The 13,004-nt window shown below is 60.7% G+C and carries 14 protein-coding genes and 1 tRNA gene; 11 read left to right on the top strand and 4 right to left on the bottom strand.

All coding sequences use genetic code 11. The features are described 5' to 3' along the window. Positions 1–15 precede the first annotated feature (15 nt). The 9 genes from K5658_RS23665 (at position 16) to K5658_RS16930 (ending at position 8,979) form a co-directional block, all read left to right on the top strand. Positions 16–387 (top strand): recombinase family protein, encoded by a 372-nt coding sequence (locus tag K5658_RS23665; protein ID WP_246628476.1) that lies wholly within the window; start codon positions 16–18, stop codon positions 385–387. 196 nt (positions 388–583) lie between these two features. Next, positions 584–2,155 (top strand): type I restriction-modification system subunit M, encoded by a 1,572-nt coding sequence (locus K5658_RS16965; protein ID WP_221064273.1) that lies wholly within the window; start codon positions 584–586, stop codon positions 2,153–2,155. Continuing rightward, on the top strand, positions 2,145–2,975 hold the full coding sequence (locus K5658_RS16960; protein WP_221064272.1) for a restriction endonuclease subunit S: 831 nt from the start codon (positions 2,145–2,147) through the stop codon (positions 2,973–2,975). Before K5658_RS16965 ends, K5658_RS16960 begins: the two co-directional genes overlap by 11 nt. 124 nt (positions 2,976–3,099) lie before the next feature. Further along, entirely contained in the window at positions 3,100–3,588 is a 489-nt protein-coding gene (locus tag K5658_RS16955; RefSeq protein ID WP_221064271.1) for a restriction endonuclease subunit S, read from the top strand. Positions 3,589–3,609: 21 nt separating this feature from the next. Then, positions 3,610–3,843: a DUF2281 domain-containing protein gene (locus tag K5658_RS16950; protein WP_221064270.1), complete on the top strand. Its 234-nt coding sequence runs from the start codon at positions 3,610–3,612 to the stop codon at positions 3,841–3,843. After that, positions 3,830–4,255: a type II toxin-antitoxin system VapC family toxin gene (locus K5658_RS16945; RefSeq protein ID WP_221064269.1), complete on the top strand. Its 426-nt coding sequence runs from the start codon at positions 3,830–3,832 to the stop codon at positions 4,253–4,255. Before K5658_RS16950 ends, K5658_RS16945 begins: the two co-directional genes overlap by 14 nt. Positions 4,256–4,271: 16 nt before the next feature. Continuing rightward, a complete protein-coding gene (locus K5658_RS16940; RefSeq protein WP_221064268.1) occupies positions 4,272–4,460 on the top strand; it encodes a hypothetical protein in 189 nt (62 codons plus the stop codon). Positions 4,461–4,510: 50 nt separating this feature from the next. Continuing rightward, entirely contained in the window at positions 4,511–5,665 is a 1,155-nt protein-coding gene (locus tag K5658_RS16935; protein WP_221064267.1) for a hypothetical protein, read from the top strand. A 227-nt stretch (positions 5,666–5,892) separates the two neighbouring features. After that, on the top strand, positions 5,893–8,979 hold the full coding sequence (locus K5658_RS16930) for a type I restriction endonuclease subunit R (RefSeq protein WP_221064266.1): 3,087 nt from the start codon (positions 5,893–5,895) through the stop codon (positions 8,977–8,979). A gap of 77 nt (positions 8,980–9,056) precedes the next feature. Here the strand turns inward: K5658_RS16930 and K5658_RS16925 are convergent. Beyond that, positions 9,057–9,133 (bottom strand) — tRNA-Pro (locus K5658_RS16925). A 60-nt stretch (positions 9,134–9,193) separates the two neighbouring features. After that, positions 9,194–10,159 (bottom strand): cation diffusion facilitator family transporter, encoded by a 966-nt coding sequence (locus K5658_RS16920; RefSeq protein ID WP_221064265.1) that lies wholly within the window; start codon positions 10,157–10,159, stop codon positions 9,194–9,196. 202 nt (positions 10,160–10,361) lie between these two features. Between K5658_RS16920 and K5658_RS16915 the strand changes: the two genes are divergently transcribed. Further along, positions 10,362–11,183, top strand: coding sequence for a hypothetical protein (locus K5658_RS16915; RefSeq protein WP_221064264.1), 822 nt, complete (start codon positions 10,362–10,364; stop codon positions 11,181–11,183). Positions 11,184–11,264: 81 nt separating this feature from the next. Here K5658_RS16915 and K5658_RS16910 read toward each other — a convergent pair whose 3' ends face one another. Both K5658_RS16910 and K5658_RS16905 read right to left on the bottom strand, forming a co-directional pair. Beyond that, entirely contained in the window at positions 11,265–11,822 is a 558-nt protein-coding gene (locus tag K5658_RS16910; RefSeq protein ID WP_246628475.1) for a hypothetical protein, read from the bottom strand. Then, complete coding sequence (locus K5658_RS16905; protein WP_221064263.1) at positions 11,822–12,361, bottom strand: FMN-binding protein; 540 nt, start codon at positions 12,359–12,361, stop codon at positions 11,822–11,824. Before K5658_RS16905 ends, K5658_RS16910 begins: the two co-directional genes overlap by 1 nt. A 349-nt stretch (positions 12,362–12,710) precedes the next feature. Between K5658_RS16905 and K5658_RS16900 the strand changes: the two genes are divergently transcribed. Continuing rightward, positions 12,711–12,989, top strand: coding sequence for a hypothetical protein (locus tag K5658_RS16900; protein WP_221064262.1), 279 nt, complete (start codon positions 12,711–12,713; stop codon positions 12,987–12,989). Positions 12,990–13,004 lie beyond the last annotated feature (15 nt).

Below are 13,004 nucleotides of genomic sequence, written 5' to 3'. Positions count from 1 at the left end.
AACGCCGCTTGGAGCGTGGACCGCCTGGGGCGGAGCCTGCAACACCTGGTCGGCTTCCTCGAAGAAATCCACCACCTAGGCGTGGACCTGTACCTGCACCAGCAAGGCATCGACACCACCACGCCAGCGGGCCGGGCCATGTTCCAAATGTTGGGGGTGTTCTCGGAATTCGAGCGGGCGATGATCCGGGACCGGGTGAACGCGGGATTGGCCCGAGCCAAGGCGACCGGGAAGGCGCTGGGGAGGCCGAAGACGGGGGAAGAGACGGAAGCGGCCATCCAGCAATCCCTGGCCGAGGGGATGGGCATCCTCAAAGCCGCGAAGAAGCACGGGGTGGGGACTTCGGTGGTACAGAGAATCAAAGCCGGTTTGCCCCTTGCGGAATAACCCGGCATCGCCAATTATTCGGCGCGGAGAAGCCAACGGCCAATGTTTGGGAAGAACTGCAATTTTCCGATGGTTATCCGTAGAATTCACGTGACGCAAACCGGGCCACCGCATAGATGAAAAAGTCCCGTTTGCGGACAAGTCCAGGCCGGTAGCCGCCCGAACTCCAATCCCATCGTTTTGAATAACACTGAGAATGACCGATCCGAACCTCCACAAAACCCTCTGGGAAACCGCCGACAAGCTGCGCTCCAACATGGACGCCGCCGAGTACAAGCACCTCGTCCTCGGCCTGATTTTCATCAAGTACGTGTCGGACGCCTTCGAGGCGCGGCGGGTGGAGTTGGCCCGGCAGTTCGCCGATGTCGAGTCGGACCTGTTTTTCAGCGACGACCCGGAGGACCAGGAAACCGCCTTGGAGGACCGGGACTACTACACCTCGGAGAACGTGTTCTGGGTGCCGCCGGAATCGCGCTGGGAAACCCTCCGCGACCAAGCCAAGCAGGCGAACATAGGCCGCATCGTGGACGACGCCCTGGTCGCCATCGAGGAGGAGAACCCGAGCCTCAAGAACATCTTGGACAAGCGCTTCGCCCGTGCCCAGTTGGAACCTTCCCGCCTGGGAGAACTCATCGACCTGATTTCCAAAATCGGCTTCGGGGCCAAGGACAAGGCCAAGGATGTGCTGGGCGAGGTCTACGAATACTTCCTGGGCCAGTTCGCCAGCGCCGAGGGCAAGAAGGGCGGGCAGTTCTACACGCCCGCGTCGGTGGTGAAGGCGCTGGTGGAGGTGCTGTCGCCGCACCGGGGCAAGGTTTACGACCCGTGCTGTGGGTCGGGCGGGATGTTCGTGCAGTCCGAGAAGTTCGTGGAGAGTCACGGCGGGCGGTTCGGCGATATTTCCATCTACGGGCAGGAATCGAACCCGACCACTTGGCGGCTGGTCGCGATGAACCTCGCCATCCGGGGCATGGATTTCAACCTGGGCAAGGAGCCGAAGGACACCTTCGCCAATGACCAGCACCCGGACCTGAAAGCCGATTTCATCCTGGCGAATCCGCCGTTCAACGTGTCGGATTGGGACGGCGCGAAGTACATCGAAGACAAGCGCTGGGTCTACGGCACGCCGCCCGCCGGGAACGCCAACTTCGCGTGGTTGCAGCACATCCTGTGGCATTTGAAGCCGGACGGTCAGGCCGGGGTGGTGCTGGCGAACGGCTCGATGTCGTCCAACCAGAACAGCGAGGGCACCATCCGCCAAGCGATGGTTGAGGGCGACGTGGTGGAGTGCATGGTGGCCCTGCCGCCCCAGTTGTTCTTCAACACCCAGATTCCCGCCTGCCTGTGGTTCCTGACCCAGGACAAGAGCGTCCATGGCCGGGACCGGCGCGGCGAGGTGTTGTTCATCGACGCCCGCAAGCTGGGGCGGATGGCGAACCGGACGCTGCGGGTGTTCGACGATGCGGACATTGCCCGGATTGTCGGGGCGGTGCATGGCTGGCGGCGGGATGGCGAGGTCGCGGGCGAGGGCGACTATCAGGACGTGCCGGGTTTCTGCCGGGCGGTGAAGCTGGACGAAATCCGCGAGCATGGTTTCGTGTTGACGCCGGGGCGGTATGTGGGCGCGGAGGAGGCCGAGGACGACGACGAAGCTTTCGCCGAGAAGATGGAGCGATTGACCGCTAAGCTGGCCGAGCAGATGGCGAAGGGGGCGGAATTGGATGGGGTGATTCGGGAGAAGTTGGGAGTATTAGGATATGCGGTCTGAATGGGTAAAAGTTAGGCTTGAAGACGTTACTTCAATTCTTGGTGATGGCCTTCATGGAACTCCTGAATACGATGACAATGGAGATTATTTTTTTGTCAATGGAAATAATTTGAGAGACGGTAAGATTGTAGTTGACGAAAAAACGAGAAGAACGTCGCTTGCTGAATTCAATAAATACAAAAAGAACTTAAACGAAAGAACAATACTTGTTTCTATAAACGGAACTATTGGAAATATTGCTTTGTATAATGGCGAGAAAGTTGTTTTAGGTAAAAGCGCCTGCTACTTCAATGTGTTGGAAAGCATTGATAAGGGCTTTATAAAATATGTTGTATCTGGAAGACCATTTCAAGATTACATACACACGCTAGCGACCGGAACGACGATAAAAAACGTCTCCCTTAAATTGATGCGTGATTTTGAATGTTATCTGCCATCCATCGGTACTCAAAAGAAAATATCAGATACCCTCGGCTGCCTTGATAACCGTATAACCCTTCTCCGCGAAACTAACTCCACCCTAGAAGCCATTGCCCAAGCCCTGTTCAAATCCTGGTTCATCGACTTCGACCCGGTGAAAGCCAAAGCCGAAGGGCGGGAACCCGAAGGTATGGACGCGGACACGGCGGCGCTGTTTCCGAGCGAATTTGAAGATTCGGAGTTGGGGCCGATCCCGAAGGGGTGGAAGATAAAGCGCCTTGCCGAAACTTTTGATTTGAACCCGACCTATAAGTTAAGCAAAGGCACGGCTGCCCCATACCTGGATATGGCAAATGTGCCCCTGTCCGGTTCCCGCGTGGATAATGTTAGACATTATTAAAAACCTTTTCCGGTACTGGTAGCCCGGCATGGTCTGGCACCATTTTCAACCGGTTGATTTTTAATGGATTTCTTGCTGGGCGCTAGGCTATCGTAGTATGCGGGTTACAAACCAGTTTTTAATAATGTCTGTTGTATATCGGGAATTTGGTTCCGGCACAAAATTTATGAACGGCGATAGTTTGCTGGCGAGAATTACGCCATGCTTGGAAAATGGAAAAACCGCTTTTGTCGATTTTCTTGAAGATACCCAAATAGGCTGGGGTTCAACGGAATTTATAGTCATGCGATCCAAAGCGCCGGTGCCGCCTCAGTTTGGGTATTTACTCGCTAGACATGAACCCTTCCGAGCCTACGCTATTCAGCATATGACCGGTACTTCAGGCCGCCAACGAGTCGCCGCCGATGCTATCGCCGGATATGCTTTGGTGATTCCAGACAAGCCCATAATGAGCAAGTTTGGCAGTCTGTGTGATGCCGTATTTGCTCAAATCAAAGCGAAGGATGAGCAAGCGAAAAGCTTGGCCGAACTCCGCGACACCCTCCTGCCCAAACTCATGTCCGGCCAACTCCGCCTGCCGGAAGCCGAAGCCCTGGTGGAACAAGCCGCCTAAACCCCGCGAGAGACCCTGACCATGACGCTTCAAGAAAACATCAACCACCATCTCGCCAACCTTCCAGAATACCTCCACGCCGAAATACTAGATTTCGTATTATTCCTAGAATACAAACACACGGCGCAACCCAAAGATATAGCGCGGGATAACGCCTCCTTGGCCCAGTTGTTGATGGATATACCCGAAGTGGGCCGGGATGAAGATTTCGAGCGCATCGACGAAACGGGAAGCCCGGCCAATGTATTTGATTGATACCAACGTCATCAGCGAGTTAAGGAAAAAACAACGCGCCCATCCTGGGGTGCGCCGTTTTTTCGAGGAAGCCATGCTTGGGGAAATTCCGCTGTATTTATCCGCTGTGACGCTCGGCGAATTGCGGCGCGGGGTGGAAGCCATCCGGCATCGTGGAGATTCCACCCAAGCCGACCTGTTGGAACGTTGGCTGCAAAAGGTCCACCAGCGATTCCAAGGCCGTATCCTCGTATTTGATGAAGCGGCGGCGGAAACTTGGGGGCGGCTTCGTGTCCCTCATCCAGAAAATCCCCTCGATAAACAAATCGCGGCGACGGCTTTAATTCATAACCTAACCGTAGTTACGCGCAACGATAAGGATTTTCTGGGAACTGGCGTTAAGGTACGCAACCCGTTTCTAGAAATCGAATAAAGCAGGAGAAACCGACATGTGGAATGACCCCATCGTCGAAGAACTACACCGGGTCCGCGAAGACCACGCCGCCCGCTTCAATGGCGACTTGCGGGGGGCGATTGCCGAGGACTTGCGCCGCGTGGAGGAAACATGGCCCGCCCCCGTCATCGACCCACCCCCAAAGCCACCGATACCGCACCGCCGGTTGCCTACCGCAGCCTAGCGATAGCAGGCCCGCTTGATGGCCGCTATCGACTCAACGGGAACGCTGCCATGAACGTGCGGATTAGGGACAAGGCGCTTTTCCAACAGCTTTCGCACTTGGATGTCCGCGCCTACCTCGCCAGCCAGCGCTGGCGGGAAGAAGGACGCCTAGGCGACAAGGCCAGCATCCACGCCAAGGAGGACGCCGCCGGGCGTACCTGGGAAATCCTGCTGCCCAGCCGCGAAAACCTGGGCGATTACCCCGAGCGCATGGCCGAAGCCTTGAAGACCCTGGCCGAAGTCGAACACCGCTCCGAACTCGCCGTTTACCGCGACTTGCAGACCTCCGGCTTCGACGCCATCCGCGCCCGCGCTCCCAGCGGCGATGCGGGGGGCACGATTTCCCTGGCCGATGGCGTCACCCTGCACGCGGAAGCGCAAAACATGCTGATGGCGGCGGCTTGTTCGGTGCGCCGCCCTCAACCCGCCTACCACGTCGGCAAAAGCCTGGAGACCGTGGACTACATCCAAACGGTGCGCCTGGGCCAGACCGAACCGGGAAGCTACATCATCACCCTGCTGTCCCCGGTGACGCCCACCCTCAAGCGCAACGGCCAGCAATCCCTGTTCGACGACGAGCCGTTCTCCCGGCAAGTGGCCCTCCGCTTGGCCCAAGCCTGGGAAGCCTTGGCCGACGCCGCCAGCGATGCCGCCGCTTCGGATGACTTCGCCGCCTTCCAGCAGCGGGTGGACCAAGGCGTCAACGCCAACCTCTGCGAATCCATCGCCAAGCTCACCCAAACCTGTGGCGGGATCGAACTCGGCCTAAGCTGGGCGCGGGTCAGGCTTTCGCCCAAGCCCAATGTCCGCCGCCAGTTCTCCAAGGAAACCGGACGCCTCATCGAAGAAGCCGCCCGCGAATTCCGCCGCAACGAACCCCAGTTGGATTGCACCCTCATTGGCTGGGTGTTCGGCCTGGATAGGAGGCCGGATGAATTCGACGGCAAGGCGACCCTGCAAGTGCTGGTCGATAACAAGCCGCGCCGCGTTCGGGCCACCTTCGATCCCTCTGTATACGGCATCGTAATCCAGGCTTTCCAGGAACAGGCCGCGCTGGTTCTCGATGGCGACCTGTACCCGGTGGGGCAGCGCTATGAATTGAGGAATCCCAGGAACTTGGCGCTCTTGGTCGATACCGACGACCCGGACAACCTGCGGCGTTGAACCAGCTTCCAGCGGATTTCATTTAGGCGCGAACCGCGAAAGCTGGGCTTTCCGGCCCCGACCTCAAGAAAAACAGCGCCCCGCCATTTAGGCGCAAACATACACGTCAACAACCCAGCCATTTGGAACGATGCACAGGCATCGGCACAGGGAGTCATGTGCCGATTTCGCGGTGCTTTTCGGGCTTGTCAGGGCGATAGGCCGAAGGCGCAATCACAACAAATCCCATGAGCATCCTGGAAAACGACGTGGAACAAGCCCTGCTGGACTGGTTCGAGGAACTGGGCTATCAAGCCGTGTTCGGCCCCGACATCGCCCACGATGGCAAGCAGCCGGAGCGGGCCTCCTACAAACAGGTCATCCTGGCGGAACGGCTGCGGGCCGCGCTGCGGCGGCTCAACCCCAAGCTGCCCGCCGCCGCCCTAGACGACGCCTTGTCGCAGGTGCTTTCCCCGAACGTGCCGGGCTTGGTGTCCACCAACCGCCAATGCCACCGCTGGCTGGTGGGTGGGGTTCCGGTGCAATACCAACAGGATGGCGAAACCTGCGGCGACCGGGTGTGCCTGATCGATTACGCCAACCCCGCCGCCAACGACTGGTGGGCGGTCAACCAGTTCACCGTGGAAGGACCGAGGCATACTCGCCGCCCGGACGTGGTGGTGTTCGTCAACGGCATCCCCATCGCCGTCATCGAATTGAAGAACCCCGCCGACGAGAACGCCGATGTGTGGGCCGCGTTCCGCCAGTTGCAGACCTACAAGGACGACATCCCCGACCTGTTCCGCGCCAACGAAATCCTGATCGCCTCCGACCTCATCAACGCCCGCATGGGATCGCTCACCGCCGACGCCGAGCGCTTCTCCGCGTGGCGCACCATCGACGGCAAGACGACCGACCCGCTCGGCCCGATGCGCGAACTGGAAACCCTGGTCCGGGGCGTGTTCGACAAAGCCTTGCTGCTGGAATACCTGCGCCACTTCATCCTGTTCGAGGACGACGGGCAGGTCGCCAAGAAAATCGCCGCCTACCACCAGTTCCACGCCGTGCGGGCCGTGGTGCGGCAGGTGTTGGAGGCCAGCCAACCCGGCGGCAACCGCAAGGGCGGCGTGGTCTGGCACACCCAGGGCGCGGGCAAGAGCATCGAAATGGGCTGCCTCGCCGGGAAAATCATGGTGGACCCGGCCATGAAAAATCCCACCCTGGTGGTCATCACCGACCGCAACGACTTGGACGGCCAGTTGTTCGGCGTGTTCGCCAATGCGCCGGAATTGTTGGGCGAGACGCCGGTCCAGGCCACCTCCCGCCCGGACCTCCGCGCCAAGCTCAACAACCGGCCCTCCGGCGGCATCGTCTTCACCACCATCCAGAAGTTCGTGCCCGGCGAGGACGAGGACAGCTTCCCGGTCCTGACCGAACGCGGGAACGTGGTGGTCATCTGCGACGAGGCCCACCGCAGCCAATACGGCCTCAAGGCCCGCTTCAACAAGGAAACCGGCGCGGTCCAGTACGGCTTCGCCAAATACCTGCGGGACGCCCTGCCCAACGCCACCTTCGTCGCCTTCACCGGCACGCCCATCTCGACCGAGGACAAGGACACCCGCGCCGTGTTCGGCGATTACGTCCACGTCTACGACATCGAGCAGGCGGTCAAGGACGGGGCCACGGTGCCCATCTACTACGAATCCCGCCTCGCCAAGTTGGAACTCAAACCCGAGGAAACCCCGAACATCGACGAGGAGGTCGAGGAACTGACCGAGGACGAGGAAGCCTCCGACCAAGCCCGCCTGAAAAGCCGCTGGGCCGCGCTGGAAAAGCTGGCCGGGGCCGAACCCCGCATCAAGCGTATCGCCGCCGACCTCGTGGCCCATTTCGAGCAACGCCTGACGGTGATGGATGGCAAGGCCATGGTCGTGGGCATGAGCCGGGAAATCTGCGTCCACCTGTACGACGCCCTGGTCGCCCTGCGCCCCGAATGGCACGACGAAGACCCCGAGAAGGGGGCCATCAAGATCGTGATGACCGGCTCGGCGGCGGACAAGGCGCTGCTCAAGCCCCATGTCTACAAGCCCCAGGTCAAGAAGCGGCTGGAAAAGCGCTTCAAGGACCCGAACGACCCGCTGAAAATCGTCATCGTGCGCGATATGTGGCTGACCGGCTTCGACGCGCCCTGCCTACACACGATGTACGTGGACAAGCCGATTCGGGAACACAACCTCATGCAGGCCATCGCCAGGGTCAACCGGGTGTTCAAGGACAAGCCCGGCGGCTTGGTGGTGGACTACATCGGCATCGCCCAGGAATTGAAGCGGGCGCTCAAGACCTACACCACCAGCCAGGGCCGGGGCCGTCCCATGGTGGACGTGGCGGAAGCCTTGTCCCTGGTCATCGAGAAAATCGACGTGGCGCGGGGAATGCTGCACGGCATCGACTACAGCGCCTTCCTCACCGAAGCGCTGAAGCTGTTGCCCATCGCCGCCAACCATGTGCTGGGCCTGGAGGATGGCAAGAAGCGCTTCTCCGACTGCGTGCTGGCCCTCAGCAAAGCCTTTGCCCTCTGCGCCTCGCTGGACGAAGCCGCCGAATACCGGGAGGAAATCGCCTTCTTCCAGGCCATCCGGGCGGCGCTGGCCAAGGGCGACCCTTCCAAGAAGCTGGACGACGACGCCAAGGAACACGCCCTGCGGCAAATCATCTCCAAGGCCGTGGTGTCTGACGAGGTGATAGACATCTTCGCCGCCGCTGGCCTGAATAAGCCCGACGTGGGGATACTCTCGGAAACCTTCCTGGAGGACGTGCGGCGGATGAAGGAAAGGAACCTAGCCGTCGAACTGCTGGAACGGCTGTTGAAGGATGAAATCAAAAGCCGCTTCGCCACCAACGTGGTGCAGAACAAGAAGTTCTCGGAACTGCTGAAAAACTCCCTGACCCGATACCGGAACCGGGCCATCGAGACCGCCCAGGTCATCGAGGAACTGATCCAGATGGCGAAGGAGTTCAACGCCGCCGCCAGCCGGGGGGAGAAGCTGGGGCTGAACGCCGACGAACTGGCCTTCTACGATGCCCTGGAAACCAACGAGTCCTCGGTGCGGGAACTCGGGGACGACATCCTGCGGACCATTGCCAGGGAATTGACCGACAAGCTCCGCAAGAACCTGAGCGTGGATTGGTCGGTGCGGGACGCCGTGCGGGCGCGGCTCCGAATCATGGTGAAGACCATCTTGAAGAAGTACAAATACCCGCCCGATAAGCAGGAGGCCGCGACGGAGACGGTGCTGAGGCAGGCAGAAACGCTATCGGCTGCGTGGGTGGGCTAGCTTTTCAATTAAGGGGGGCAAAAATGCAAAAAGCCAGTATGAACCGGCTTTTGCTTTTTGTAGGGTCTTGATTTGTTTGGTCGGGGTGAGAGGATTTGAACCTCCGACCACCTGCACCCCATACAGGTGCGCTACCAGGCTGCGCTACACCCCGAAGGCCCGCCATAATACACGATTTGCGCCCGAAGGCAAAGCCAAAAGTGCGCCAAGCCCGTTAATGATGGTGCTGGCAAGCGGTGGCGAGGCCGTGCCCCGCCCGGCGATGGTTGCCAAGGCGGATATCACAATAAAGCGCGTCCGGGTCGCAGCCCTCGCATTCCATCTGCAAGGTGCAATGGCCGATGCCATAGCCCTCGTGGAGGGCGTCGCCGATCTGGCGCTGGATCAAGGCCGCTTGGCTGACCGTCATATCGTCCACCACGATATGGGCCGACAACACCTTGAGGCTTTGCGACAGGCTCCACACATGCAGGTCGTGGACGCCGCGCACCCCCTCGATCTGCATCAGGTCGCGCACCATGGTGCTCATCTCGACATCGGCGGGCGTGCTTTCCAAGAGGATCGCCACGGTCTCGCGCAGGATCAGCCAAGCGTTCCACAGGATCAACCCGCCGATCAACACGCTGGCCAGGGGATCGAGCCAATCCAGCCCGGTCAGCCAGATGCCCACCCCGGCCAAAATCGCCCCCAAGGTCGAAAACACATCGCCCAGCAAATGCAGGAAGGCGCTGCGCAGGTTCAAATCATGTTCGGCCCCATGGCTGACCAGCCAAGCCGTGACCAGATTCACCACGAAGGCCGCGGTCCCGACCGCCATCAGCACATCGGACGCCACCGGGGCCGGATTCAAGAAGCGTTGGTAAGCCTCGAAAAAGATGAAGGCTGCGATCAACACCAGGGTGCTGGAATTGACCAGGGCGGCGAGGATGCCGACGCGGTGGTAGCCGAAGGTCTTGCCGGCATGGGCCGGTTGCTCGGCCAGCCGGTGCGCGTACCAAGCCAGGGCCAGCGCGGCCACGTCGGTGATATTGTGGGCGGCGTCGGTAAGCAAGGCCAGGCTATGGGCATACCAGCCTGCCAGCGCCTCGAACACCACGAAGCCAAGGGTGAGCAACAGCGAAACCACCAGCCTGAACCGGGTTTGCCCGCCATGCGCGTGAACGTGAGTATGCCCTGCCACGAGTCGAACCTATAATGAGTGGAACCAATCCGTCCGGAGGAACCGGACCAGGCTTGCGCATGGTCCGGATCGACGGTGCCGAGTGTAGAACAGCTTACTCCCGCCGCCCGCCCGCCGACTATGCCCCGCCGCCAAAACGCCGCGTCCCTGTCCGCCGCGCCGGAGCGCCAACCCGCGCCCATCCCTATTAATGGAGTCCGCCATGTCATCCCGTTATTTCACCACCGCGTTCTTCGCCGCTATCCTGCCGCTCTGGACCGCCCCGGCGGAGGCCGACACCGTCATCGAATACCGGGTGGAACAAGGTAAGCATAGCGTCCTACAGCCGGTCATCATCAAGGGCGGCACCGTGTTGGTGAAAGGGGCGGGCGGCGATGGCAACCTGGACGTGTTGTACGAGCGCGAGTCCGAGCGCCTGGTCCTGATCGACCACAAGAAACAGCGCTACACCCCCATCACCGACGAGCGGGTCGGGCGCATCGCCCAGCAGGCCGAGGACTTGCAGCCGGTGTTGCGCGGCATCGGCGAGCAACTGCGGAAGCTGTCCCCCAAGCAGCGCGAGAAATGGGAAAAGATGCTGGGCGGGGTATCTCTGGACCAGTTCGACGCCACCCGCAAGGCCGCCGCCTCGACCCGTTTGCTGAAGACCGGGGTGGGCAAGCAATTCGCGGGCGTGAACTGCCAGGAAATGGATGTGGTCAAGGGCGGTGCCAAGGCTTTGGAATTCTGCCTCGCCGACCCGGCCGCGTTGAAGCTGGGGCGGGAGGACGCGGAGACCTTGCGGGCCTTGATCGGCTTCACCCAGAAGCTGGCCGAGAAGGCGCAGGGCTTGACCAGCCAGTTGGGGATGGAATTGCCGATGGGGGGCTTGGCGGGTTTGGCGGGGGTGCCCATCGAACTGCGCGACCTGGACGGCAAGCATCCGCTGGCGATGCGTTTGAACCGGGTCGATGGCGAGACCGTCGCCGCCGCGCCCAAGGTGCCGGAGGGCTATCGGGAAAAGTCGCTGGAACTTTGGCGCTGAGCCGGGGAGGGGTTTCCGGTGCGCGGATGATGCTTGGAGTCCAAAGCCGGCTTTGGACTCCGCGCTCCGGCCGGAAACGCCTTAACCGCGCATCATCCGCTCGCCCGCGGGCACGCCCACCGGCGCTTGCGCCTGCGCTTCCTCGGCTTTCTGCTTGAACTGCCCGCGCTGCGCCAGCAAGGACGCCCCCACGCAGACCAAAATGGCCCCGAGGCTGGTTTCCAGCGTCAGGAACGCCCCGATCTTGAAATAGGCGAAGGCCGGATGGGCGAAGCGCACCAGCCAACCGGCCAGTTCGTCGGCCAGGGCGGACACGAAGGTCAGCCCGCTCAGCCAGATTTTCAGCCCCATCGACAGGTTGGCGAACAACAGCAGATGGGTCAGCGTCACCGCCAGCATCCCCATCGCGAACAAATGGAAATGGGTCACTTCCAGCAAGCTTTGGTAGCTCTTGGGCTGGGTGAACTTCTCCTCCGAGCCCAGGTAGTACTCGACCACCGAATCGTAGCCCAGGCCCATCTTATGGAAATACATCATGCCGTTGCTGATCCACAGCAGGGCGATATAGCCCAGGAACATCAGCACGATGGTGTTGAGCAGGGTTTGGCGGCGCTGTTCGCCGGTGACGAAAAAACGCATTATCGAACCTCTTCGCGCAAGGCGATTTTGTGGATGGCCATGACTTTGCGGAGGCTGTCGAGGGCGGCGCGGGAACTCAGGGTCGCGCCGCTGATGCCATCGACGCCTTGATTCAGCTTCAATTCTTGCAAGGGGCGTTTATAGAGCCGCTCGAACCACCGTGCCGGCGGCTGGTATTCGGGCGGTTCGTGGAAGGCCAGGATTTCGGCGCGGACCAATTCGCCCGCCGGGGATAGCACCACCAGCAGCATTTCCGGCTGGGTACGCACGGTGTGCGATTCCAGCGCGGCATAGCCCAGGATTTGCCCGCCTTTCTTGCCCACGTAGAAGGTGAATAAATGGCCTTCCAGCTTGGCCTGGGCGGTCTTCTCGACCTCCGCCGCTTGTTCGTCGCTCAGGAACACCGGCTGCGTTTCGATTTCGGCCTCCTTGCCGAAGGCCAGTTCGAAGGCTTCCTCCTTGCTGTAATACACCATGCCCAGGGCGGTCGGGGCCGCGATGGCCAGGAAGAGGAAAACTGCCGTCAAATAATTGCGCATGTCCGCTGGTTCCCGTGCCCGGTGCCGTGGTCCGGGCGATGATGATGGTGAGGCCGAGGGTTCTGGTTGGAGGGGGTCGCCGGGCGATCCACTGTCAGCCGTCCGCGCTGTCATGGCGCGGACATCTTGCCCAGCACTGTAGTTGACAATGAATCTCGTTTCAAGCGGCGCGGGCGGCGATGGACGCGCTGCCGGAATAAAGCCTGCTTCCCGATCCGAAACAACGTGGAGGGGCGGTCCCCGATCCGGCTGGACCCGCCCCAAATTCCGCGTTGCCCGCCGATAGTCCTGGTGTAAGCTTTTGCCGGATTTGGACCCGGTTCCCACTATTCAGGAGGAGAAATCATCGATGCGGAAGATTTTAGGAACGCTCGCCCTCGCGGCCTGGCTGGCCGCTTGCCAAACGGCCCCGGACAAGGCCGCCGCCCATGGCCATGGGACGGCCAATGTCGATCCCGACCTCGACGAGGCGAGCAACGATTTGGAGGAATCGAAAAGCGATTACGAAGCCTGCTTGCGCGAGCAGGAGGACGATGCCGAACTGGATTGCGAAGCCTCGAAAGAAATGTACGAGGAAGACCAGGCGGCCTACGACGCCCTCCTGAAGAAGAAAAAAGCCCAGCACTGAAACCGGCGCGGGCCG

It is taken from the genome of Methylomagnum ishizawai (genome assembly GCF_019670005.1).
Classification (GTDB): domain Bacteria; phylum Pseudomonadota; class Gammaproteobacteria; order Methylococcales; family Methylococcaceae; genus Methylomagnum; species Methylomagnum ishizawai.
The sequence above is the reverse complement of the archived record's forward strand: the minus strand, read 5'-3'. Positions and strand labels throughout refer to the sequence as shown.

Coding starts and splice junctions, on each gene's coding strand:
- K5658_RS16960 (WP_221064272.1), top strand. CDS start 2,145: ATGCGGTCTGAATGGGTAAAAGTTAGGCTTGAAGACGTTACTTCAATT.
- K5658_RS16945 (WP_221064269.1), top strand. CDS start 3,830: ATGTATTTGATTGATACCAACGTCATCAGCGAGTTAAGGAAAAAACAA.
- K5658_RS16910 (WP_246628475.1), bottom strand. CDS start 11,822: ATGCGTTTTTTCGTCACCGGCGAACAGCGCCGCCAAACCCTGCTCAAC.
- K5658_RS16930 (WP_221064266.1), top strand. CDS start 5,893: ATGAGCATCCTGGAAAACGACGTGGAACAAGCCCTGCTGGACTGGTTC.
- K5658_RS16955 (WP_221064271.1), top strand. CDS start 3,100: ATGTCTGTTGTATATCGGGAATTTGGTTCCGGCACAAAATTTATGAAC.
- K5658_RS16935 (WP_221064267.1), top strand. CDS start 4,511: ATGAACGTGCGGATTAGGGACAAGGCGCTTTTCCAACAGCTTTCGCAC.
- K5658_RS16965 (WP_221064273.1), top strand. CDS start 584: ATGACCGATCCGAACCTCCACAAAACCCTCTGGGAAACCGCCGACAAG.
- K5658_RS16900 (WP_221064262.1), top strand. CDS start 12,711: ATGCGGAAGATTTTAGGAACGCTCGCCCTCGCGGCCTGGCTGGCCGCT.
- K5658_RS16905 (WP_221064263.1), bottom strand. CDS start 12,361: ATGCGCAATTATTTGACGGCAGTTTTCCTCTTCCTGGCCATCGCGGCC.
- K5658_RS16915 (WP_221064264.1), top strand. CDS start 10,362: ATGTCATCCCGTTATTTCACCACCGCGTTCTTCGCCGCTATCCTGCCG.
- K5658_RS16940 (WP_221064268.1), top strand. CDS start 4,272: ATGTGGAATGACCCCATCGTCGAAGAACTACACCGGGTCCGCGAAGAC.
- K5658_RS16950 (WP_221064270.1), top strand. CDS start 3,610: ATGACGCTTCAAGAAAACATCAACCACCATCTCGCCAACCTTCCAGAA.